We start from the raw sequence: 22,734 nt of genomic DNA on the forward strand, positions 1-22,734 counted from the left end.
AACAGTCTATTGCTAACCCAACCCCCTTTCCACCACCGCCGCAATCTCATCCAACACATCATGCATCAGTTGCACATCATCAATGGTGTAAGTGCCATCCAGCATATCTGACCACCTTGCCAGTGGCGAGCAGTGTTGCCCGATACCGGCGCAGGGTCGCCATAAAAACCAGTCTACGCGGGAGGGTGCTGCGGATTGTTTTCCGCGCTTTTTCCCTCGCCGCTGAGTTGCCAAAAAGGGCCGATATTTTCCCTCAGTACCTGTCCCAGCAATACCAGGTAATTATGGGCCTCATCTTGGAACAGGTTTTCGCCCACCGGGATGTTATCGGATTGGCGAACGATGCTACCGCTGTTAAAACACAGCTCTTTCAAGCGGTTTAAGCTCATCGTATCGACAGAGGCCAAACTAGCTGCCATACCCATCGCGGTGACATTGGGATTGATCGCCGGTAACAAACCAGACTTAGCGGCGATTTGCAGCATTTCCACTTGATCTCTGGCCGGTGATGTTGCCCCGCGAAAAAGGGTATCACCGATCACAACTTCAATTTGACGCCCCATAGTTAGGTTTCCTCAGAGTCAGAAAATTCAAAAATAAATTGTTCATCCGACACGCCACTTTTCCCGGCGCGGGTGGCTGAGCCACGGTTAGTCATGATGCCGTCTAACCCGGCAAAACGTTCGTCAGTGCCGGTCTGTGAAAAGATAAGGGTGGCATCAATACCGGATTTTTCCACCGCCAATAACTGGCGCGCCTGCACCGAGCCAGGGATCAGGTTGATGGTCAACCGTTTGGCGCGGGTTTTATTGTCCAGCCGTACTGACGTGCCGCCGATACCGCGTTTTAGCGCGGCGCGGGGTTCTAAATCTTCAATGGTGATCGGTGGGTCGGTATCACCAAAATCATCAATAGGAATACCAAAGACGGTGAGGTTAGAGCCATCAGCGCCGTATCTGTGCATGGTCATAAGGGATTACTCCGCGGTGGTATTGATTTCAGCGATATGACCGGCACGGCCTAAAATCACTAACAGGGTGGTTAACGGGTAAACGCGCTTTTTGCGTTGGTCGGAGGTCAGCGAAAGAACATCCTCAGGGCGCGAACGGATGACAAAACCAAAATCAGCCACTTTCGTCACGCCATCGTCAGGATCAACATAAGAGCCGGTACCGAGCACCCCGTTATTGAAAAAGCGTTTGCAGGTAGTGGCAACCGTAGACAGCAATCCGTCATAGTCGCGTGGTGTCAGTGCGAGCTTGGTGCCGACATTGGCAATGTAGTTGTAGCCATCCACCTGAATATGGTTTTTCAACACATCCAGATTGACCACATCATCAATAAATTCGCCATAGGACGACATCGATTTACTGTTGATCACCCGGCTGTTATCAATTTGCCCAGCCAGTTCAATTTTGGTGAAAAACACCGCGTTCTTGGCTTTTAAGGCATTGTAGGCACTGGTGGCCATATTATCGCCCATCACCCCCGGTAACACTTGATACTCGCCGGTAATGGCGGTGTTTAATCCTGTTGGCCTGAACTTATGGAACGCCGCCGCCAATTGCACCATGGCATAGGCTTGGGTCGGGTCAGTATTCACGGATTCAGCAGTTTTATAGCCCGCAAACACATGGCGGTTACCTTTGCTTTTCAGCAGTGAAACCACATCCCCCACCTTGTTCTGGCTGGCAATATCATCATCACTAAACGTCCACCAGACCGGATGGCTATTAGCATCAGACCAATCGGCCAACTGGAGAATAATGTCATTGCTGGCTTTAAAGAAGTAGTGATAACGCCGAAGATGCGAGTCATTAGAATACCAGACGCGCCCGCCGTCCACTCCATCAGCACCGCCAACACCTCCCCCAAGCCACCGAAAGAGATTTTTTTGCGATCAAGGGTTTCTTTGGAATCCAGCAACGCTAGCCGAAAGAGCGATTTCATCATGCCGAAAGTGTTATAGCGTTTGGCTATCGCCTCATCCATATCGCCAGAAGCTAAATCAGTGGCCAGATTTTCTTTACTGATGGTGTCGATATTGGCTTCCAGAATCAGTGAAGAAATCCCCCCTTTGGCAGCGACTGCATCTTTCACATCCTCAAGGCAGCGCCTCAAGCGGCTATCATCCCAGCCGCCGTTAATCATGCGTAAGCGCATCGGCAAGGCCGCACCGGGCGCACGCACAAAATGGCTGAAATGGATTTTCTGCTGACCGCCGTTAACCAGGTAATCATGCCAGTCATCACATTCGACAAACCATCAGCAGTCAGGCGAATGCGGGGTTTACCGCCAAAATCCAGTTTTTCACTCATCGTTAAACCCACTTGTCATAACTGATGCTGCCACCAGCAATTAATTCGATCTCTATCGAATCCATCATTGTGTCGAGAATGTCGTCGTTTTTATGGCTGTCATCCGCTGAGAAATCAGCGCATTCCGTCAGTGCAGGCATCACCCAATCAGTCGAGGCAGCCACCGCGCCATCCCAGTAATAAACCTGCGGGATTTTTTGACCGTCGTCAGTCATCAGTCATCAGTCATCAGTCATCAGTCATCAGTCATCAGTGCCGGAAGATAGACACAACCGGTCTTCATCTGCGGAATGGTATTCAGGCAGCGGATCAGCTTGTTTTGGCCTGAGCCACGCGGGATGGTCAGAATGGGAATGCTTTTACGTTTTACCAGCGTGGTAATCAGACCTTGGGTGGTAATTTCATTGCTGGTGACTTTGGGGTATTTGCCGTCGGTGAAATACACCCGCTCATATTTATCCTGCGCCACCGGGCTGCGGATCGCATCAACCAAGTCAGTCCAGGCAAACCAATAATCATCACGGTAACGGAAAATAGTCGTTGGTTTCAGACTAAAGGTTTTCACTCCATCCACATCAGCCATGATCGGTGTAATAACTCCATGCCGAAAATGACAATTTTTGGCTACAGTGGCCGCTTGCTCAGGCAATAGATGTGGAACCGTCCGAGGCATTTCGCCGCGCATGGTGGTGATATCGATAGCTGACATAATGAGAGGTTTCCGGCAGGCATAAAAAAAGCCCCACTAAAAAGTGAGGCTTGGCATCTTTGGGTAATCTACCGCGTAATTTACTTCACATCAACGGACATTAGCTTTTTTTGACACTAAAGAATCTAAAAAAATGATACATAGCACAAAAAACAATAACGAATCACATATCTGTCTTATCAAGATGTATACAATTTGATAATATTAAAAAAGAAATTAGGTGTACGTTGCAATCTCAAAACTGATTTTTTCAGGACGAAAACATAAGGGAGTTATGTGGCTAATTTAATTTATTTAACTATAGAAGGCGAAAAACAGGGACTTATCTCTGCCGGGTGTTCAACTTATGACTCTATTGGTAACAAATTTCAGGCCGCTCATACCAATCAAATCATGATTTATTCACTAACGCATGGTATTAACCGAGAGCAAAATGCTAACCACTTACCTATCAATATAATCAAACCAGTAGACAAATCTACACCATTGTTGGGCATGGCTATTTCTAATAATGAATTATTGCATCTTACTTTTGATTTTTACAGGACGTCAAAAGAAGGAAGCCAAGAACGTTATTTTTCTATTGACGTCAATAAGGCCACGTTAAAACGAGTGGGAATTAATTATCCTCACATTCTGACACATGAAGATAGTCAACCTGAAGAAATGTTAAGTGTTTCTTATAAAGACATAAAATGGATTCATCATATCGCGGGAACAACAGGCTATAGTGTGTGGGATGAGCGAATTTATTAAACCACACTAACACATACCACTGATGTATAATATATACCCTACTTATATACCAGTGGTTTTATTATCTTTCTAATAACCTATTCCATTGTTCATTTTCATCACTGTTATTCTCATTATTGTTATCTATTATCTGATAGATGGAGAATCCTGTTGCGGAGTTACCGACAAATTCGCTGGTTATTCCTGCTACTCCCAGTGTTTTCCAGCCGATAATATAATCCTCTCTGATGTAGTGGAACAGTTTCCAGGCATCGGGTTTTAGTACAGATCTGAACAGCGTTACTCCAGAGAGCGTCAGGTCTACGGTTGAATAGGCGATATCACCATCTCTTTCTGTGCCACCTAGCTTCACAGCAGCATACCTGTAAGCATCTCGTAGTGGTATGTAACTTGATTCTTCGCGAAATAAAAGATAGTGAATGTTCTCTGACGCATTTTCTAATCCATGAAGAACTAAAGGAGTTCCGATGGAAGCGCATGCAGCCCCTAAGCTTACGCTGCAAATACCATATCCGCCGATAGTCTGTAATACTCCACTGACAAATCCGACTTGAGATAATATTATTTTCTTAACAGAGTTTTCTCTTTTTATTTTTGCTATGGCATATATCTTCGCTTTCCCACTGACTAAATCAAAATATCTGTCATTGAGTATTTTGTATTGCTCATGCAGTTTTGCAATAGCATCGGAATATGAAATCCTTCCCAGTTTGAAATCATTAATATAAACGTTAGCTAATTCACCCTCGCTGCGAATGAAGCTGCTGCGAAGTCTTATGTCATTTATATATAAAAAAGCGACATTCATAGCTGTGCGATTAATATCTTCTTTTTTTCTTTCCAATGTGTTTATTGAATAGCTATTCATTTATTGTCCTTTTAAGCTAAACAACACTTTTAAACTCCAAAAAAAAGTTTTTAATGATGGAGTAAAAAAGTAAATAACAATAACTATTGATATATACATAACTGAGAATGAAATTAAACTTTTAGCGTCCATGTTGTATGTAAAAAAAAAGTAAGCAACTATTAATAATAAATTTGCAAAATACAATCCTCGTAAACTCATGAGGAATACTCTGCTCACGCTAGTGTTCTTTTTTTTTGCCATGTTTATTAATGTGTCTGCATCTAAATTACTGACGCCCAGACGCAATAACTTATGTTTAACCTCTTGCTCATCCATATATTTAAGTCCTTCTAAAATCAGTGTCCATGGTGGATAAGTTTAGTCAATTGCCAAAACGCTGCATCGATCCTTTATCGAACAGGCGAAAGCTTACCCTTATCCATCTGTTATCGCAAATATCTACATCTTTCCCGTAAAACATCCGCCGCTGGTAAGCCAATGTAGGTTACTTACATCTATGTAATAAAATGAGTTAATTACTCAGTATCAATGGATACAGAATTTTTTTCAACCTGTGGCATCTGAACACGCAGATCAACAAAACGCCCTGCCGGTATATCTATTAGCTGGCCGTCCTCATAACCTTCGATAATATTTCTGGCAAATTCAGGCGATACAGGGTGTGTTCGGTGATAAGTTTTAATCAGCAAATCACCGTTGGCAGTCACTTTATAATCTACCCAGATTAATGCCAGCTTGTTTTTATCGAGAGGAATTTCAATACCACCCTCTGTCCCCCAGCTTTCATCTGAGTTAAAACCGAGTACCCCTGATATTTTATAAACACCCTCACTTATGCGTTCGGACATTGCGCCCTCTGATTCGGGGTTTGTTTCAGACGTACCATCACCAAACAATTTAATTACTGGGGATGCAGCTTTGTAAAAACCATTGGAATCTACAGTGGAGTTCTGTTGTGTGATTAGGTCATATTGATATGGGCCAGCAGAATACCCTCCAAATGCAAGCCTATTATTGGTACTTAATCCGAAAAATACGGCGTATTGAGTTACGCGATGGAACATCATGCAAGCAGTCGCATACGTACCCAGCAAGCCCCCCACTTCAGCAGATCCAGAGAAACGGATTGCAATCGTTACCCGCCAGAAGGTGCGCGGTTGCAGCAAGTTACCGCGCGGCGTGCGATAGATATTCATTAGCAGCAAAGCCAAATAAACCCTCGGAGCTACAGCTTAGGCTGTGGCTCTTTTTTTTACCTGTAAGGAACCCAAATAAGTAAATTATCAACAATTAATAGGCGGCAGATTGAATCCTCCCAGATCCTCAGCATCGGCCATGACCCGATTAGCAATACGCTGGCGATTCGCTTTAAGTCGAAAGGTGAACCGGCGGCGCTGTATCACTACCAAAACGTATCCGCTGCTGATTACGCGGCATTCTCCGGTGTTGAATCAATTGGCTCCCACTTCTACCGCAATATCAAGCCAGATACAGATCGCTACCCATTCCAACGCATTAACGAAAAGAAAGACGGCGAAACTGGTAGCTAAACGGCCCGGGCGTCATCGCTATCCACGCGGTGGAAAACCCGCTGTCGTGGCCGCTAATCTGTTGAACCGGCAGTTTAATCCAGAGACATTGAATACCTGGTGGTCAGGTGATATTACCTATCTGCGTACCGCTCAGGGCTGGTTATATCTGGCTATCGTGATGGACTTATGTTCAAGAAAAATAGTGAGTTGGGCCTTCTCAGATAAACCGGACAGCGACTTGACTGTCCGGGCCTTAAGGCTGGCCGTAAATAAACGCCGACCCACAGGGTCTGTGGTGTTCCATAGCGATCAAGGGGCGCAATATACCAGCGCGCAGTTCCAATTCAGCCAGCAGGAACTGGATGTTACAGGTAGCATGAGCCGAAAAGGTAACTGCCTGGATAATGCTGTTACGGAAAGGTTTTTCCGCAGCCTGAAAGCTGAGAGGGTTAACTATCGTCGTTATGAAACCCGAAGTCAGGGTATCGCTGATGTTATCGATTATATTGACAGTTTTTATAATCTGAAAAGGCGGCATTATCGGCTGGGAAATATATCGCCGGATGAATATGAACGCCGACTACAGCAATGTGCCTAAATCCGTGTCCGGTTTTAGTTGACCGTTACAGTGCCAGATAAACTCCGCGCCGACTTGAAAGCGTGGAAGCAATATCGAGTGAAGGTGAAAACGCTGATGTTTCGAATGCGCTAAATATCGAGTGGCCAGTGTCTCCTGATGCTGTTTTAACTGAAGCGTAAAATACAAAACCGGGCTTAATTACCCGGTATCTGCAAGTCATGTTAGGTTACGCAAAGTTATACGCCGTCATGGATTTTATCTGCAATATAGTAAATGGCATATGCGATGATAAATCCGACACAGGATAACGCGGCTTTAAAATATCTAAATTCGGATTCAGATATGAACAAAAACCAGACTATAGAGGCAATTGTTGCGAGTATGACAAAATCACAAAGGCCTGCAATCCCGCGCGAGGCTAAACGCTTAAGTAGGTTCATTAATACCTGACCTTTTGAAAGAAGTACTTAGTGACTTCATCAAAGAGTTGACGATTTCGAGACCATAATGCGGTAGCGTCCTCAAATGGCCTAATCCGTTTTTCTACCAAAAAATATAACAGGTCGAGATCCCCAAGTCGGTTAAGATAGGCGTATAACTCAGGGTCACGCATACTCAGTTCACGGGATGTATAAACAGCACGGGACTGAACAGCCCCAATTGATAGTATGGTCGTGAATGAAAAACCTATCAGCATTTTTGCGATTAAATTTCTGGCAAAGATAGCGCCGATATTACCCAAAACAAGTCTGTTTGCCACCATACTTCCTGCAATGCTGGCTGAGCCGTTAATCGCTATGTTTTTGAGTTTATCCGCGTCAACCTTATCTAAATATCGTGTGAAAATTACGTTTGCAATTTTCTCCAGATTTTCCCCGTTAGCAAAACCACGCTTAACTAATCTAATGCAACGTTCTTTATCTATACTATTAGCCCAACGATTGTCAGTATTGAGGAAATCGTATCCCAGATAGTACAAATCAACAGGTAACTCCAAAGCACCGCCAGCAAAACTACGAAGAAAGCCACTTTTTAAATTGATAGAGTCAGCCATTTTGGTGGCTAATTCTTTAGCGCTCGTCATCGGATAAATTCCCTTTAAAGTTACCGTATCCAGCGCCGATTTCATTTACATAGCGTAGATATATATTTTTGATTTTGATGAATTCATCATAAGTTATCAACAATCTGAAGTTAGATTAATTAACCTAAACATTAGATCAAAAACCAAGTTTGCCATTAAATATTCACGGCACCAAGCTCGAAACTAATTATCAGATATTTCCCACGTATATTGAAAAATATCCTCTACCTCGAAGCCAGGTAGTGTGGCATTACTGCCGGGATAGGGATTATTGAATCAAACTTTCAGCCAGTAGCCCTGCTTGAACGATTACAAGCCCCTGCCCCAACTCCTGCGGCTAAAGCCGAGGTGAATACTGTGGCTCGCTGGCTTAAACGCTATTCAGAGCTATTAAAGCGTCGTGAGCTGGCTGAGAACACCATGAAAATGAGAGTCCTGCAAATCGGATATATTAACCAAGAATTTGGCGAGAGACCGATCGAGACCGTTACCACCAAGCATATCGCTGATTTTATTAACACCTATGTCGATAGTGGTAAAAGTTCAATGGCAGTAAATCTACGTTCTGTTTTGTCTGATGTTTTTAGGGAAGCCATTGCTGATGGCTTAATTAGCAGCAACCCAGTGGAAGCAACACGCACGCCGTCACCAAAAGTTAAGCGGGAGCGACTTGACTATGCAACCTTTTGCAAAATTTATGAGGCTGCAGGCCAACAACGGAACTGGGTTCAACTCAGCCTAGCACTGGCGCTGATTACCGGCCAGCGCCGTGACGATGTGCGGCAATTAAAAAGAAGCGATGTTCATGACGGCAAGCTTTGGGTAATTCAGGGCAAGACCGGCAATCAAATTGCTATATCACTCTCTTTACGGTTGGAAATAATGAACGCTAACGTTGGGGACATTATAGAAAAGTGCCTGAATAACAGTAAAAGTGAATATCTCATCAGCTCATCCAGCAAAAGTTCAGGCCGAGAACCTGGAGCCTTAAACGCCGACTCGCTTACCAAAGCATTTGTTAAAGCATTGAAGGCTACCGATCTGATTTATGAAATATCCCCTCCCAGCTTTCACGAGATCCGCAGCCTGGCATCGCGTCTTTATGAAGCGGAATACGGTAAGGAATTTGCACAGAAATTGCTTGGTCACAAGTCGATGAAAATGACGAATGTATACCTGGATTCACGTAAAAATGAGTGGGTTGAGATTTAGTCCGAGTATAGGATTTCGTGGAAATTTCGTTTATTTTCGTTTGTTGTGAAAAAAAATCTTTAAAATCAACAACTTAAAAAGAGACCGAATACGATTCCTTTATATGCCGAAAAATCAATAAACCCTTTAAATTCATAATGATGCAATAAAAATCCATTCTAAAACACACCGAAATACCTTCGTTTTACTTCCTTTAAATTCAAATGCCTATCTGTTTTTTCGGATCTGTTCGGAAAAATTTCGGTGCATAGTCATAGTAAAAAAAACAATGATCGGCCATCTAAATATGATGTGGGTTATCAGTTTTTCAGGGGCTTTAGAAAATATGGAAACATGGGAAAGTGCTGATGATTGGTTTCAGCCCTAATGCAAAAAAGGCGACCTGAGTCGCCTTCTACACATATTACTGTTTAGTGCTTTCAGTGGCAGCTTCAGTCGTTTTTTCATGAGCCTTTGTAGATGTCTCATGAGCCATGCCAGCTTCTTTTTTCGCTTCTTCTGTCTTGCCTTCTTTATGATGCTGAGCTGCTTTCTTATGCTGCTCAGCAGCTTTCTCATGCTGGACTGCTGCGTCGGTATGAGTCATTGCCGCATCAGCAGCAATGCCAACAAATGAAATCAAGCCCAGAGATAATACTGACACTACTAATAATTTATTAATCATATAAATCCTTTATATTTACAAGTGATTATTTAAACATCAGAAACCCGTTTAAATGTAGAAACACTCCAGTCATAGCACAAGTTGACACCACAGTTTTTGTGTCACAATGGGGTGCAAGTCAAATAAACATAATATTTATTTATGTATTCTTATGCGAACCCCGCTATAAAATGAGACTGGATAATCGCTAAAGTTGAAATAGGCAGGGAGAGAAAAATGATCGTTGACGCACTGCTCATGGCAGCAATCCTCTTTTTATCTTCAATTTTGGGTTGGATATACGTAACCCCCTACATTGCACTTTCGACAATTATGGTTGCTTTATAGTTATATATCAGCTCATTACAACGAACCTCTCTCTATCGATTCGGTAAGCACAATATGAAGGTATACAACTGCCGAAGAAGACTAGAGATGAACTTACTTTACGTTGCTACCATTGTGCTTGCAGTTATGTTTGTTTCTTTGCTGGCGTATTTGACAGTTAGCCCACAGGGTTCAACGAAGGTTGATGAATTCTTACATTATCCCTATAATTTTTGTAATAACAGCTATCTTAGGTCTTTATTACATCCTCGATTGGTTTGAACCTTGGTGGGGTAATGTGAATACGTTTTAGTCATAACTGCCCAATAGAAGTAGGCGCGGGTATTTAAGCCCTATTCGTTTTATTTTCTATTTTCTATTTTCTATTTTCAGAATTTCGCTCACTATAATTATTTAGCGTATTACTCCCAAATCCAATATGCTTGAACGAAAATAAATAGGGTAATAACAAGGATGAGTTATGGATACAGTTGAAGAGTTGGGTGGGACGTACTTTTACCAAGGGCATACAAACCTAAGCCCAGCAGAACTATTCAATATTATCTTTCTTGAAAAATTCGCTGATCATACAGGCATGGAAATTGGGGCCGCTGCTCTGATACTTTCCGGTCAGCCGTATATAACAGTAACGGGTAAACTATCAGCAGCCAGTGCAACACCAGGTACAAGTGTTGCATCTAAAGTATCAAGATATTTACTAAAAGATTTGAGGTTTCCTTATAATTTAAGACCTTGCTCTCCTGTGGGGCAAAACCTCTCAAAACTAAAGATGGTACCCTCCAATAAAATAGCAACCTTTGTCGGGCGCTATATCCCTTGGCTTGGATATGCTCAGTTAGTGACTATTCTTATGGTCGTCACCCAAGATACTCGAACTACATATAATCGCATAGCCAGACCTAAAGATCGTATTCAATGGACCTATTTCTGATGAGTAATAATGAATTAGAAATCGAAATCATCCAGTATCTGATGGATAAGTACCCTATAAGGCAACATTGGCTTAAGTCTGACGTTAAACAGGTAACCAAATACTGGACATTACAGGACGACTTTCAGTTTACCCCAGAGGATGCTCATGAATTTCTGTTAGATGTGTTTGAACATTTCAACATTGATTACAAAAATTTTGACGGCAGAAATTATATTGAATACGAATACCCCATTTGGCAAAAAAAACCAAAGAATCAGGAAATAAAGCCGCTTACGGTTGGAATGATTATCGAGTCCGCCAAGGCTGGCCGCTGGTTGTACGATTGAAATTGGCTGGGCCATTAAGCCCAGCGTTGTATTTTATTACACTGGTAAAACAGGCCATTCAATCTCTGGCGCTATTGATACATCTAATTGCTTAAGTGCTATAACGTATTTTTTCAGCTTGATCAAACGCGCCGTACCCTCATCGTCAATAATCCCCAACATCAGGTCAGTTTGCAGCGCGTTAAGCTCGTCCTGAACTAACCAGATTCTGTGGTTCCTTTCCCTTTCCGCTTCTGCTACCTGCATTTCTTGCAACCAAACCGGATTTACCACGATGGCGTTTTTTGCTTTATTGAACTGCCATGCTTCAATAAATCGCTGGTCTGGCAGCTCTTCACGCAAGATTTTTAGCCAAGGCCCATCATGGGTAAATGCGTCTAAATATTGTTGTGCGGCAAAATTGGCCACCGTCATTCCGCGCCCACTCTCATTCTCAAACACCACAACATAAATATTGTCGTATCCGTCATTGTCTGACAGCGCTTGATTAATCAATTGTTCCATTTTTTATTCCTTACGGGCCAACGACGATAACGTAAAATTCAGGCCAATCTCTCCCGCCATAACTCGTCCCGCCATCTTCTGAGTTCTGTACGCTGAATGAGTTAGGGCTTCTATTCCAAATGTTCGCCGAGTGGGCATTTTGTGCGCCATATTGTGAACCGCCATTAATGCCAACCGTAACAGCGTATGCGCCGTTTGACGTTGACATGACAAAGTTATAGCCGCCCACGTTAGTTCGGTTTATCGCGGCAAAACCAAATGAGCTAATGATTGTGCCGTTTCCTTGCAATGCCGCCCATGCCCTGACTCGGTGGTCTGTACGGTTAGCCAGATAGGTAGATAGGTGGCCACCCCATAAAGGGCCGTAGACGTTACCGTTAGCCTCTAACCATGCAGCAGTATTGCCAGCATAAACCGTTCCTTCAGCTACAATTCCAGAGGCTTTTAAAACACCGCCAGCCGTAAGTGTTTTCTGTATGAATACATCGCCACTGGTTTTGCTGATATGAAGAGAAATACCGACCCCTTCAGTAACAACTCTAAAAGCCCCCGCTGAATCGATGTCAATATATGCGGCTTGTATATTGTCCTTATCATAAAGATTTATCTCACCCCCCTCTGGCGAACCGGGAAGCGGAAACACCTGCAAGCCCTTTGAACCTAAGATGCCGGGTAACTGAATATTGGTGTTTTGGCTACTGATGGCTTCCACTATCCGGCTATCATCGCCAGCGGCGACAGTACCGGTAGTTTTTCCGATATCCAGCACTGCCGCCCCTTTAAGCCCTAAATTGGTTCGTGCGGCGGTTTTATCTGCTACATCGTTGAGGTTTTGGTTTTTCTGTAATGCATTGGTGGCAATGGCTGCGGTATCCGTTAAGCCAAGGTTAGCAATGGCGGCAGCTATTGCCTCTGGCCCTGCCGCCGCGATTTCAGCGAGGTTATTAGCCGTCTGCAAATAGGTGCTGGCCCCCTCTTTACGCCACACACCAATATCTAATGTGCCAGTGGGTTCTACGCCGGTGTTTTCTGACAATGCAATATAGCTATTGCCACCGTGACTCACTCTCGCCCCAGCCTGATAAGGGGCATCGGTAAACCAAATTAGCTGCCCAGGTTTTGCAATTCCTGTAAGGCTAAATCGACCCGATTATGCCACCAGTTTTCCCACTTGGCCTCGGGCGGATCTTCTGATGCCCCCCCTGCCCAACCACGCGCAATCAAACCATCGCCGGGGCGTTCAAATTGTGCAGGCACACTGGCCCACGGCTGGTTAAAGCTGTCATTTCTGGCCATATATTGGCTCCAATTAGATATAAGCGCCCATGCCGTAAGGCTGAGCGTCGAAGGTGCCTTTATAGGCAAAGGGATGATGGTTAACGCGGATCAAGCTGGCTTTGACGCCTTGCGGTCGGGGGATTAAATCAAAAAGCTGAATGAGCACCAAGACATTGGCGGGGATCGGTTTATCGACCCAGATAGTTTTCATGGTCATATCCTGCCCATCGATGATGGCGGAATTAACATCCAAAATGTAATCAACGGCGGTTTTGATTTCATCCAAGGTGGCGTTGGTGTTGTTTTTCTGGATCTTGGCTTTGATTAATATGCGATAGAGATAATCCGACACCGGAACTTTGCCGATTTGTTCATGCGGCGCTTTATACGGCGCGACATTATAGGGCTGTGCGCCGCCGGTACTGTTATAAGCAAATATCGATAAGTAATCGCTGCGGATGAGTGGCCGCTCAGTAAACCCGGCAATGCGGCCACAGATATCCAGTTGATCACCCTCGGCATTATCAATATCCAACAGGTTATTGATTTTAGTGATCTGCTCTTCCAGTGAAGATTGGTTGATGTCAGGTAAAATACTGATCCATTCAAGCAGTTTCGGCGCGTTTTTATATTGCAGGTAAATCCGTGACAGCGCTTTTTTACGGTGGTTATACATAGACCACCTCGATATTCTCAGCACTCAATATGCCTAATTGGTTAAATTCAATCCTCACCGCACTTTTGTTGACCTCATTAACAGAGGTACCTACAGTGATATCATTCACAAAACCATTACCGGCCACCAAATAATTGACTGGGGTAAATAAACGGCCCGCGCCAATACTTTCACCAATTTTAAAGCCCAACTTAGAAAAGCCATTGGTCTGATCAAAACCGGTAATGCTGTAATCGACAATCGCCTGTTTAATCTCTTCGTCAATGAATTCGCTATTACTGGCGATCTCTACCCGTACATAAACCGGTATTAGTTGGGGGCGAAAAAAGGTTACGGTGATCGGGTTACCTTTTGGGGTAACAGTATCCAACGAGATTTTATTGGGGAAAGTGTTATAACGGTTTAACCCACAGCCGGGGCTTTTATTGATGGCAATACTGTTAATAACATCCTCGATACTGCCACCATCAACAAATATCGCCATTGAGTGACCGAGCACCCCATTCTCATCGGCTTGATCCTCAAAGTTTTCATAAATCCGCGCCCGTTTAACATCATCAATATTGACCAGCGCCGCATAAATATTATCAATCTGATTGGAGCCAGGTAACGCCACTGATTCATTGCGCCGGATGCGAAAAGCATTATTGGTTTCTTTATCCAACCCCATAGAAGCTGCTGCGTTATTCGTCACCGCCGTAATACCGCCGATCGGTGTCGCGATGATGGTCAGGTTATTACTATTGGCCCCCTGCGCTCCTGCCAGCGTACAAGTGACATTCACTGTCGTATTCCCTGCAGCGTCAGTAACAACATCACCATCGGTCGCCCATAAGGTATTAGTCGCCCTATTTCTGATTAATGTCCCGGCATTGATCGGCGTAAAAGCAATACCGCTAAAATTAACGGTGGCGGTTGAATAGGTCGCGCTTTTGCGTTTGATTCCGGCAAATGCGGCAATGCGGTCTAATTGTTGGTCAATCGCTGAATTGGGATCGGCTGCGTGATAAGCATTAATAACCGCTTCATCGAGATTGGCTAATGCCTCACACCAGACCGCTATTGCCAGACCATCTGGCGATTCTGGGTTAATATTCCAGCCGTCATCAATAGCAAGATAGCGCTGGCGCATAGTATCCAGATATTCACTCAGCGTGGTGCCGCTGGCCCCGTCACGATTTATGGTTGCCATTAGATAAGATCCTCAGTGAACAGGAAATCAAATGCGTCGTTATTAATATCAATCACCGCAGCAAATATCGTTATTTTGCGATTTTTCATATTGAGATCCATTTCAAAGCGGTTAATAGCCAGCACGCCTTTGGCCGCCAATAAGCGCTGTTTAATATTGGCTTCGGCAATGTCGCGTGAAGTTTTGCCCAATATGCTTTGAAACCACGGCGTTCCCTCGGTGGCATCAAGAAAATACTCGCCAAGAAATAACCGCAGGCAGCAGATCATGGCTTGCCGGGTTTCTTCTTTACCGTTAGCAAACTGGCTGCCGTGGGTAACAATGTCACCATCTTGGAAATTGCGGATCACAGTGCCTCCGGAAACAAAAAGCCCCGGCATAAGCCAGGGCGATAATAGGTAGGATTCAATCAGGGTAATGAGCTATTGCGGCCCATCAGTACGATCATTACCGCGTTGCACACCGCCGTGATCGTGGTCGCCAACCTCCAGCTCGCCAATCGCCAAGCCACCCTGGGTAACCTCAGTGCGGCCATTAAGGGTGGTTTGCCCATTATTAGTGAATTCAGGGCCGCTATAACTCATGCCAGATTCGGTAAGTGCCAATGTGGTACCGCCAGCCGTCAAAGTCATTCCGGCATCAGTGAGGTGAATACGCACCCCGCCACTTTTGTTACTTAAACCAATACCCTCGGTCGGCAAGCTCACAATCGCGGTTTGTTGTGAGCGGTAGCCAGGGGCAAAGAAAGCATCGGACGGATTAAACATCCGTGCATCCAGTGGTGCTACCGGCCCACCCTGACTAAGCCAATTGTCGATAGAACGCTGGCTAAAATGAATATAGCCCTCGGTACCCGCGGGTAATTCATGAAAAACCGTCCATTCGGCGCTACCAGAAAATTGCACTGGCACATGTTCGATAACGGGGAGTGTCTTAAATTGACCGTCACCGATATGGCGTTGAATGCCGCACTCCACCACTGCGCGTTGTAGATCGGCATTATAACTAATGACTTTGCCGGGCATGCCGATCATCAGATCACGCACCATATCGCGCTTGAGCAGCATCATGGTGCTATACAGCGGGTTGCTCTCAATCATCATTACCTCAGGGCATTCGCCATTGACTGATCAGCGTAGTTTTCCACGTATCACCCCATAAGGTGCCTTCGTGGTAGGTACGCAGTACATTAAACTGGCCGGTCTGCTGCTGAATATTCGCCAAATTATTGAGGTCAGTGTTATACATGCCGCTAAAATTAATCGTCCAAAAACTTGAGGTGACATTAATCACATCGGCCGGCTGAATTTGATGATTCATTTTAACGTCAATTTCCATAGTGCTGAGATACCAGCGCGGGACACTTTCCATACCATTTTTAGCGGTGATCTCATGGGTCGCCCATTTTCTGGCGGCTCCCTCTCTGGCTAATAGCACCCTTGATGGCGTGATCATCCAGTAATATTTCCAGTCATCTTTTACGCTATCGAGAATATCGCGACACATGCGGCCACCAGAATTATAGGAAGTGGCAAAACGTGGTAAGTCGGAAAAGTCACCAATCACTTCAACATCAAGGCCAAAAGCCGCGGCAACATCTTTGAGCATTGCAATAGCAGGCGTATTCGCGCCCCAGGTTTTAAATATCGTGGTATTCCATGCCAGACCAATCGTGCGGCAATATAACCGCAGGCAGATATTTACCCCCTCTTTGACCACTTCGACATTGTGAATCCGTCCGCTGAATATCGTGCCGATGTTGTCGCCATAACCGGCTTTTAATACCAGGTTGCCATAACGTTTTTCTTTGTCGTCATAGCGCTGGATCAAGGCGCGGGTGCGTGCTGAAATGCCGTATAGGGTGATTCTGGCAGTAGCATCGACATTCTGCGGGGTATTATCGACAGCAAAACGGATTTCTAATGGCGGCTGATAGGTAAGTTCATCGCCACTCACTGGGGTAATGGTCAGTAAGTAATTGCGGCCAAAATAGCTACTCATTATCGGGATACCATGTCAGGCGATTATTAATGCCAAGATTGGCGATAGTCGGGGTCTCCCCGGCTAATATCAGTAGGCCAATATCGGTATTGAGTCCCGCCAATAAATTAACGCCAATATGCAAAGCACGCCCCAAAACTACCGGCTCGCCCTGTTCATAAATATCGACGCAGAAATAATTAAAACGGGTAAGCCAGTGCAAACGAAAAACCAAATAGTGATTATTTAATTGCACACGAAAACGCTGCACCGCGTAACCATTATTTAATGGGATAATTTTCATTACGTGGCCTCGACAAAAACTTCACCAAATGAGTATTCACGTTGCCCCTGAGTGGCAGCACTATCGCCATAGGGTAAGTTGTCATTGGTTTCAGCAACGGTGTCGTAAATAATATTGAGCTGCAACAGTTCAACCACAATCTCTAACCCGCCCTCATTCTCTTTTTTCAATTGGGTGCGGGTGTTGGTGATCAGACAATTTTTATAGGCCGCCCCACGGCTGGCCACTAATTCGAACGGCGTATGTGAACGCTGTAATTCACGCAATTGCTCGAGTAAATTTTGCGAACGGGTTGAGCGCGATTGTGATCCCAAGCTGCCGGAATACAGACTGGTGCCAACCGAAGCAGCCACCCCAGCCAGCGCCGCCGCCCGACCAGAAAGCAAACTGGCCGCCATACCAGTAGTGATACTGGCACCGGCCCCCAGTAGCCCGGCAATGCTGCTATCTTGCTGGGCCAGCAGTACACGAAACCAGTTATCCGACACACCGATAATCATGGTTAGCGCCAGCGCGCGCGTCACCGCGTTATCGTGGGCGGTATTGGCATCTTCCAGTGGGAACTCACTGACATCAGTACGCAGCTCGCTCGACTCTTCCAGTAATGCATCAAAATAGAGATTGCCGATTTTCGGTCGGTTACGGGTAAATAGTCCGGTAATAGCCATCAGTAGTGCTCCGTATGCATCATGTCGCGTGCTTGCTGGGCCAGTTGAGTGGTGGCCTGTAGCACCCCGTCACGGATGGAGTCGCTATCACCGCCCACGCTACCCACATTGATAATGTTGTGTTGTTCTAGCCTGACATCACCACGGGGCGCGGATGCAGCAACTGATGGCATGGGGATGGTTTGGCGGTCGCTGTAGCCCTGAATCTCTTCCCATGAACGTTTTGGCTGGGCGTAATTTGATGAAGGTAGCGAAGCCCATACACCACCAAGCCCGCTGGTGGCATCAGCAAAATTACCGTTCGTCACATTTTCTAGCTGACCGGCACGTTGAATCAGAAACAGCGCGGCGAGATCCTGACTGCGTGGTGAAAAGTCGGTCAGATTAAGCGCTTTGGCGGCATCATCCCAAGAGCCGCTGGTGAACTGATAACGACCGGCAGCCGAGGTTTTATTTTTAGTGCCGTCCGTTTGCGTGAAATTTTTTAATTGCCGTGGGTGGTCACTGCTGTCATAGAATTGGTCGCCGCCAAACATCGTGTTATAGCCAGAATTAGCATAACTGGCGGTTCCCTCGGCTTTGGATAGCACCTCCAGATACTGGCGAACGTTGGGATCATCAACCAGATTATTAAGGTCACTGCTATCAATGGGGTAAGACACACCGGGGTTATTTTTAGCCCAGTTCTGGCGTTTAAGTGCTTCGGGATTACTCATGGCTTTGGCATCGTCGGTACTGGTGAAAATATTACCGGGCGTTAATGCCGCCGCCGCACCGATGGTGACCGGATTGACCAACAAGCGTGATAACCAGCCGCGCCCACCAGCAGCACCTGTGGGTGGTTTCCCTCCACCGGGCAACATGCCGCCGACAAACTTTACTGCACCGGCGGTACCGGCCAGACCGGCAGCAGTCAGAATCGCTTTTGAGACTTCGGGATTTTCTTTAATAAACTGATTAATACTTTCTAATAACGCATTGATGATTGGCAGTAAGTCGCCCCCCATTGAACGGGCCAGATTGTCAAAGTTAGTCGCCAAATCCGCCATCTCTTTATTAAACTCGTTGGCTGACTCAATAAGTTTGGGATCGAGCGGTTTATATAACTCTTCAAAATTTTTCAGTGAGGCATTAAGCCCCTTGCTACCTCCCTCCAATAAGCGGGTAAAAGGATCATTATCACCGCTGCCAATTCCACTGCGCAGATTTCGCCGTTGGTCATTATCCATTTTGCCGTAAGCATCTATTAGATACTTGAGCGAGTCCATACCGGTTTTATTGGCAAATTCCGTCGGGTTAAACGCGCCATTCCAATAGGCTTTATCACCTAACTCCCCTTGTCTGGCACGCTGTTGCAGGTCAGGGATTTTCTGCACAATCTGATTAGCCGCATCCGGACTAAGACCAAGACTGCGCATCGCATAACGTAGGCCGTCAATCTGCTTGACGGTAAAGTTGGTAATCTTACTCAGCCTGTCCATTTCTAATACTGAGGCAGATAAATCCGCAGTCAGGGCTTTTAACCCAACACCGGTACCGGCTGCGGCGGCCAGTTGCAATATGCCGTCTTTAATCCCTTTAACGGCATCATTGGCGGTTTGAAAGCTCTTTGCATCTGTTTCCAGGCCAAGGGAAACCAATAGAGAATCAATTGTCTCTGACATGGAAACCTCATATTTTAGGTATAAAAAAACCCGCTCGATGGCGGGTTTGATTTTGAGGAGAAAAATTCAATTATTTGAATTAGTTAATGACTCAATTACAGCAAGCCCAACAGCTTCCGCCATTTTAGGTGGAACAGCATTACCTATTTGTCTTGCTTTAGATTGTAATGTGCCTGAGAAAGAATAATCCCTAGGGAAAGTTTGTAAACACGCAGCTTCCCTTACTGATAAAGCTCTATTTTGCTCTGGATGCCCAAATCTACCATTGGAATAACTAATACAACGAGTTGTCAAGCCACTAGCGGGTTTATCCCAACTTAGACGTCCATATACATCTGTATGACCTTTATGATTCTTATGGCATTCAAGTATTAAATGATCTGGCCAGGATAGTCGCCCCCCCCCTTCAGGGGTTGCCTTAATTCTTTCAATATTAATACTCGATAGTTTAGCTGCCTCATGATCAGCAACACTGTCATGTATTTCCCCTGCTTCAATCGGAGGTAATGTAGAAATCCATTCTTTAACTGTTGAATATGGATTAGAATCAATACCATGAGTTTTGTCAGGTAATCTAACATCACAAATTCTAGACGCAATCAAAACAAGTCGTTCACGTGTTTGAGGTACACCAAACCAAAGCGCTGGTAACACATCATACTTATATGTGTATCCCAATTTTGTCAGTAAATGAACAAATTCACTGAAAGTTCCATGAGTTGTACTCACTTTTTGCATTCCTGGCACATTTTCAACAAAAACAAAATCTGGAAGACTATACTCAACAAATCGACTAAATTCTTTTAAGAGATCTAACCTTGGATCATTTTCTTTTCTATGACTATTTTGTCTTGAAAATGGCTGACAAGGAGCACAGCCAGAAAAAAGTATATAAGCTTCATCTCTTAGCGAATTAACGGTGGTGGCTATATCTGACTGCTCCACCGTTCGAATGTCTTCAGCTAAAAAAAACGCGTTAGGGAAGTTTAATTTAAATGAAGCAGCAGAGTCTTTATCATGATCTAAGCCGAAAACAATATCCATCCCAGCTTGATGAAAGCCTTGGCTAGTGCCACCACAACCTGAAAAAAAATCAAAAACTTTTATTTTTTTCATTTTATCTACCAACTAAATTAAACTCTCCTAGAGAGTACCATATTTCATGGCATCTTTCATTATTTTTCTAATTAATAAAAAAGATGGATGCTCATCAGGAATTAAAGCAAGTAATATTTTTTGCATCGCAAAAATTTCGTCACTATTAACTATGTCGTTGCCAAACATTTCACAACACAAATATTCAATTTTGTCTTTGCTAATATTTTTAGCTTTACCAGTCCATTCTTTTCTTTCTAACATCCCCTTATACATATTATTTAACGAGGCAGTTTCAATTAATAGATCTTCTGGGGTTTCAAAAGGTAGATACTTTAATACTTTTTTACCATAATCTATTATCTTACGTTTAGATTCAACCTCTTCATCTTTATTGGAAATACCATTTTTTCCACTAACAGTGACATTTATGTCACATCCAAAATATTTTACCATTTCTTTAGATAAATCAGCATCACCGATATCTATACCATTTGCTAATGAGTATTTTTTATTCTGATCTCCGTCAAGTAATATCAATAATGATTTTTGATCCACCATTGCATAACTAGGTAAGTATTCTGTAATAATTACTGTCGCACCGCCTGGAACATATTTTATATTAAAAGTGTCTTTTAAATGTTTATCGGAGCTTAATGCTTTTCTTACTACCTCTACCGCGAGTCGATCTTCCGTTATTATAGTTTTCTCTCGTATGTCCTCTCCTATTTCATAGAAAGCCTCTGAACTTGTAACCCCTTGAGTAATCAAGGTTTCCTCATTCACCTCATCATACGTAAATAGTTTTATTCCACTAGATGGTAATAAATTCACTATAGCTGGTGAATGTGTTGAGATAACGACTTGATGTTTTTTTCTAGAACTTGTTTATATATATAAAACATGAGTCTTTTTTGCGCGCCCGGGTGTAAGGAAACTTCTGGTTCATCAAGCAATATTAACGAATTATTTCCTGCTCTGCTAATTGCTTTCACAAGAGAAACAACAGCAAACTCACCACTACCAGCAAAAGCTTCAGAATATTTTAATTTTTTAGTTTCTAATATTGCCGTCCCACCATTTAATTTAAATAATTTATGTTCTATATATCTAATTCTATCATATTTTTTATTTAAAATAAAAGATACTACATCTACTTCCTCAGCAGTTAGAACTGTGTTTTCGATGATATGTTCTTTTTTACCTGTAAATTTTTTAAGTGAACCTAAATCATTATCAATAACATATTTTAGTGACTTAGTTCTATATCTAATAAAATCTTGTTTTGTTCTACCACTATCTGAATTAAAGTCAGCATGATACATAAATCGATCAAAAGCACTAATTTCTGATCTGAAATCGATAAATAAAACCTTTTTACTTAATTTTTTCCATCGAGTTCCTCTTAAATTAGATGATTTTATATTTTCATCAGGTAACTCCATTTTATCCCATGCTAAAGGCCTGCTTGTTTCCCAATAGTCAACATTATGTTTCGCTGCATTGATTCTAACCTGTAGAACTTCAGCAAGAAATCCAGACTCAACATCTGAATATCCATATATATATCGGCTACGAAACACCCCTTTTTCCGTATTAATATCATCCATATTATCAATTTCAGTTGAAAACCAAAATCGTCTGATACTATACCCATTTGGACAACCATATAACGCTTTAATTACAGAGCTTTTATTCGTTCCATTTTTACCGACAAGAACTGTTATCGGAAAATTAAACTCTATTTTTGAACCTAACACTATATTCTTAAAAAAGGGAAATCGTATATGCTGAATATACGGTTCAAATTCTTTATCATTAAACTTCTTCGTTATTTCTCTGATGCTTTTTTTTATATTAAATTTTTCCATGTTCACTCTAGACCACATGCATCTAGGCTTATGCCCTTGCTTTTGTGGAGAAATTTCTAGTTGGACTTATTATATATGCTTTGTAAATATTTACTAACTGGTTATAATAACAGCACTTTTATTTATGAAATTGTTTCTCCTAGACTTGTGTTTTGTATGAGTTGATACGAGTTTCTATCGAATTAGCAT

The 22,734-nt window shown here is 43.6% G+C and carries 30 protein-coding genes and 1 pseudogene; 6 read left to right on the forward strand and 25 right to left on the reverse strand.

The window, feature by feature from the left end:
- Positions 1-173: 173 nt before the first annotated feature.
- From AT01_RS03495 to AT01_RS22550, 6 genes and pseudogenes are all read right to left on the reverse strand, one after another.
- Positions 174-563, reverse strand: a complete 390-nt coding sequence (locus AT01_RS03495) for a phage tail assembly chaperone (protein ID WP_019079702.1) — start codon at positions 561-563, stop codon at positions 174-176.
- Between the two features lie 2 nt (positions 564-565).
- Positions 566-970 carry a hypothetical protein gene (locus tag AT01_RS03500; protein ID WP_042546103.1) on the reverse strand — a complete coding sequence of 135 codons (405 nt, stop codon included), beginning with the start codon at positions 968-970 and terminating at the stop codon, positions 566-568.
- A 6-nt stretch (positions 971-976) separates the two neighbouring features.
- On the reverse strand, positions 977-1,756 hold the full coding sequence (locus AT01_RS03505; protein WP_235427217.1) for a DUF3383 family protein: 780 nt from the start codon (positions 1,754-1,756) through the stop codon (positions 977-979).
- Positions 1,654-2,163, reverse strand: coding sequence for an anti-CBASS protein Acb1 family protein (locus AT01_RS03510; protein WP_391592591.1), 510 nt, complete (start codon positions 2,161-2,163; stop codon positions 1,654-1,656). The genes AT01_RS03505 and AT01_RS03510 overlap by 103 nt, the downstream gene beginning before the upstream one ends.
- Positions 2,148-2,318: a hypothetical protein gene (locus tag AT01_RS22170; protein ID WP_158503530.1), complete on the reverse strand. Its 171-nt coding sequence runs from the start codon at positions 2,316-2,318 to the stop codon at positions 2,148-2,150. The genes AT01_RS03510 and AT01_RS22170 overlap by 16 nt, the downstream gene beginning before the upstream one ends.
- Positions 2,319-2,320: 2 nt before the next feature.
- A pseudogene (locus AT01_RS22550) lies at positions 2,321-3,027 on the reverse strand (hypothetical protein).
- Positions 3,028-3,303: 276 nt separating this feature from the next.
- Here AT01_RS22550 and AT01_RS03525 point away from each other — a divergent pair.
- Positions 3,304-3,783 (forward strand): Hcp family type VI secretion system effector, encoded by a 480-nt coding sequence (locus tag AT01_RS03525; protein WP_042546106.1) that lies wholly within the window; start codon positions 3,304-3,306, stop codon positions 3,781-3,783.
- 61 nt (positions 3,784-3,844) lie between these two features.
- On the opposite strand, the gene AT01_RS03530 is transcribed toward AT01_RS03525, so the two are convergent.
- From AT01_RS03530 to AT01_RS20155, 3 genes are all read right to left on the reverse strand, one after another.
- Positions 3,845-4,651 carry a DUF4225 domain-containing protein gene (locus tag AT01_RS03530; RefSeq protein ID WP_042546107.1) on the reverse strand — a complete coding sequence of 269 codons (807 nt, stop codon included), beginning with the start codon at positions 4,649-4,651 and terminating at the stop codon, positions 3,845-3,847.
- Positions 4,652-4,969 (reverse strand): hypothetical protein, encoded by a 318-nt coding sequence (locus AT01_RS03535; RefSeq protein ID WP_042546108.1) that lies wholly within the window; start codon positions 4,967-4,969, stop codon positions 4,652-4,654.
- 200 nt (positions 4,970-5,169) lie between these two features.
- Positions 5,170-5,850, reverse strand: coding sequence for a phage tail fiber protein (locus AT01_RS20155; RefSeq protein ID WP_052489934.1), 681 nt, complete (start codon positions 5,848-5,850; stop codon positions 5,170-5,172).
- Between the two features lie 132 nt (positions 5,851-5,982).
- Between AT01_RS20155 and AT01_RS22180 the strand changes: the two genes are divergently transcribed.
- Entirely contained in the window at positions 5,983-6,204 is a 222-nt protein-coding gene (locus AT01_RS22180; protein WP_327212972.1) for a KTSC domain-containing protein, read from the forward strand.
- Positions 6,098-6,784, forward strand: coding sequence for an IS3 family transposase (locus AT01_RS03545; RefSeq protein ID WP_042548481.1), 687 nt, complete (start codon positions 6,098-6,100; stop codon positions 6,782-6,784). Before AT01_RS22180 ends, AT01_RS03545 begins: the two co-directional genes overlap by 107 nt.
- Positions 6,785-7,205: 421 nt before the next feature.
- Here AT01_RS03545 and AT01_RS03555 read toward each other — a convergent pair whose 3' ends face one another.
- Positions 7,206-7,895: a hypothetical protein gene (locus AT01_RS03555; protein WP_235427220.1), complete on the reverse strand. Its 690-nt coding sequence runs from the start codon at positions 7,893-7,895 to the stop codon at positions 7,206-7,208.
- Between the two features lie 312 nt (positions 7,896-8,207).
- Between AT01_RS03555 and AT01_RS03560 the strand changes: the two genes are divergently transcribed.
- Entirely contained in the window at positions 8,208-9,062 is an 855-nt protein-coding gene (locus AT01_RS03560; RefSeq protein ID WP_235427221.1) for a tyrosine-type recombinase/integrase, read from the forward strand.
- A gap of 403 nt (positions 9,063-9,465) precedes the next feature.
- Here AT01_RS03560 and AT01_RS03565 read toward each other — a convergent pair whose 3' ends face one another.
- Positions 9,466-9,726 carry a hypothetical protein gene (locus tag AT01_RS03565; RefSeq protein ID WP_042546111.1) on the reverse strand — a complete coding sequence of 87 codons (261 nt, stop codon included), beginning with the start codon at positions 9,724-9,726 and terminating at the stop codon, positions 9,466-9,468.
- A 787-nt stretch (positions 9,727-10,513) separates the two neighbouring features.
- Here AT01_RS03565 and AT01_RS03570 point away from each other — a divergent pair.
- Together AT01_RS03570 and AT01_RS03575 are read left to right on the forward strand one after the other, a co-directional pair.
- Positions 10,514-10,984, forward strand: a complete 471-nt coding sequence (locus AT01_RS03570) for an STM2901 family protein (RefSeq protein ID WP_042546112.1) — start codon at positions 10,514-10,516, stop codon at positions 10,982-10,984.
- Entirely contained in the window at positions 10,984-11,313 is a 330-nt protein-coding gene (locus AT01_RS03575) for a DUF1493 family protein (protein WP_042546113.1), read from the forward strand. Before AT01_RS03570 ends, AT01_RS03575 begins: the two co-directional genes overlap by 1 nt.
- A 36-nt stretch (positions 11,314-11,349) precedes the next feature.
- On the opposite strand, the gene AT01_RS03580 is transcribed toward AT01_RS03575, so the two are convergent.
- The 14 genes from AT01_RS03580 to AT01_RS22200 all read right to left on the reverse strand — a co-directional run bounded on the left by AT01_RS03580 (position 11,350) and on the right by AT01_RS22200 (position 22,545).
- The gene (locus tag AT01_RS03580; protein ID WP_042546114.1) at positions 11,350-11,817 is read right to left on the reverse strand and encodes a tail fiber assembly protein; all 468 of its coding nucleotides are present in this window, start codon (positions 11,815-11,817) and stop codon (positions 11,350-11,352) included.
- A gap of 10 nt (positions 11,818-11,827) precedes the next feature.
- The gene (locus AT01_RS22185) at positions 11,828-12,883 is read right to left on the reverse strand and encodes a hypothetical protein (protein ID WP_235427222.1); all 1,056 of its coding nucleotides are present in this window, start codon (positions 12,881-12,883) and stop codon (positions 11,828-11,830) included.
- A gap of 38 nt (positions 12,884-12,921) precedes the next feature.
- Positions 12,922-13,113, reverse strand: coding sequence for a hypothetical protein (locus AT01_RS22190; protein WP_235427225.1), 192 nt, complete (start codon positions 13,111-13,113; stop codon positions 12,922-12,924).
- Positions 13,114-13,126: 13 nt separating this feature from the next.
- Positions 13,127-13,771, reverse strand: a complete 645-nt coding sequence (locus AT01_RS03590; RefSeq protein ID WP_042546115.1) for a DUF2612 domain-containing protein — start codon at positions 13,769-13,771, stop codon at positions 13,127-13,129.
- On the reverse strand, positions 13,764-14,963 hold the full coding sequence (locus AT01_RS03595) for a baseplate J/gp47 family protein (RefSeq protein WP_042546116.1): 1,200 nt from the start codon (positions 14,961-14,963) through the stop codon (positions 13,764-13,766). The genes AT01_RS03590 and AT01_RS03595 overlap by 8 nt, the downstream gene beginning before the upstream one ends.
- Positions 14,963-15,313 carry a hypothetical protein gene (locus AT01_RS03600; protein ID WP_042546117.1) on the reverse strand — a complete coding sequence of 117 codons (351 nt, stop codon included), beginning with the start codon at positions 15,311-15,313 and terminating at the stop codon, positions 14,963-14,965. Before AT01_RS03600 ends, AT01_RS03595 begins: the two co-directional genes overlap by 1 nt.
- 72 nt (positions 15,314-15,385) lie before the next feature.
- The gene (locus AT01_RS03605) at positions 15,386-16,066 is read right to left on the reverse strand and encodes a Gp138 family membrane-puncturing spike protein (RefSeq protein WP_235427226.1); all 681 of its coding nucleotides are present in this window, start codon (positions 16,064-16,066) and stop codon (positions 15,386-15,388) included.
- A gap of 4 nt (positions 16,067-16,070) precedes the next feature.
- Positions 16,071-16,964 carry a baseplate hub protein gene (locus AT01_RS03610; protein WP_042546119.1) on the reverse strand — a complete coding sequence of 298 codons (894 nt, stop codon included), beginning with the start codon at positions 16,962-16,964 and terminating at the stop codon, positions 16,071-16,073.
- Positions 16,957-17,247, reverse strand: coding sequence for a phage baseplate plug family protein (locus tag AT01_RS03615; protein WP_042546120.1), 291 nt, complete (start codon positions 17,245-17,247; stop codon positions 16,957-16,959). The genes AT01_RS03610 and AT01_RS03615 overlap by 8 nt, the downstream gene beginning before the upstream one ends.
- Complete coding sequence (locus tag AT01_RS03620; RefSeq protein WP_042546121.1) at positions 17,247-17,915, reverse strand: phage baseplate protein; 669 nt, start codon at positions 17,913-17,915, stop codon at positions 17,247-17,249. The genes AT01_RS03615 and AT01_RS03620 overlap by 1 nt, the downstream gene beginning before the upstream one ends.
- Entirely contained in the window at positions 17,915-19,579 is a 1,665-nt protein-coding gene (locus tag AT01_RS03625; RefSeq protein WP_042546122.1) for a glycoside hydrolase family 24 protein, read from the reverse strand. The genes AT01_RS03620 and AT01_RS03625 overlap by 1 nt, the downstream gene beginning before the upstream one ends.
- A gap of 66 nt (positions 19,580-19,645) precedes the next feature.
- Positions 19,646-20,695 carry a DNA cytosine methyltransferase gene (locus tag AT01_RS03630; protein WP_042546123.1) on the reverse strand — a complete coding sequence of 350 codons (1,050 nt, stop codon included), beginning with the start codon at positions 20,693-20,695 and terminating at the stop codon, positions 19,646-19,648.
- Between the two features lie 27 nt (positions 20,696-20,722).
- Complete coding sequence (locus AT01_RS22195) at positions 20,723-21,508, reverse strand: hypothetical protein (protein WP_235427228.1); 786 nt, start codon at positions 21,506-21,508, stop codon at positions 20,723-20,725.
- Complete coding sequence (locus AT01_RS22200; protein ID WP_071841483.1) at positions 21,508-22,545, reverse strand: AAA family ATPase; 1,038 nt, start codon at positions 22,543-22,545, stop codon at positions 21,508-21,510. Before AT01_RS22200 ends, AT01_RS22195 begins: the two co-directional genes overlap by 1 nt.
- Positions 22,546-22,734 lie beyond the last annotated feature (189 nt).

The sequence above is a fragment of the Yersinia aldovae 670-83 genome, from assembly GCF_000834395.1.
GTDB classification, from domain to species: domain Bacteria; phylum Pseudomonadota; class Gammaproteobacteria; order Enterobacterales; family Enterobacteriaceae; genus Yersinia; species Yersinia aldovae.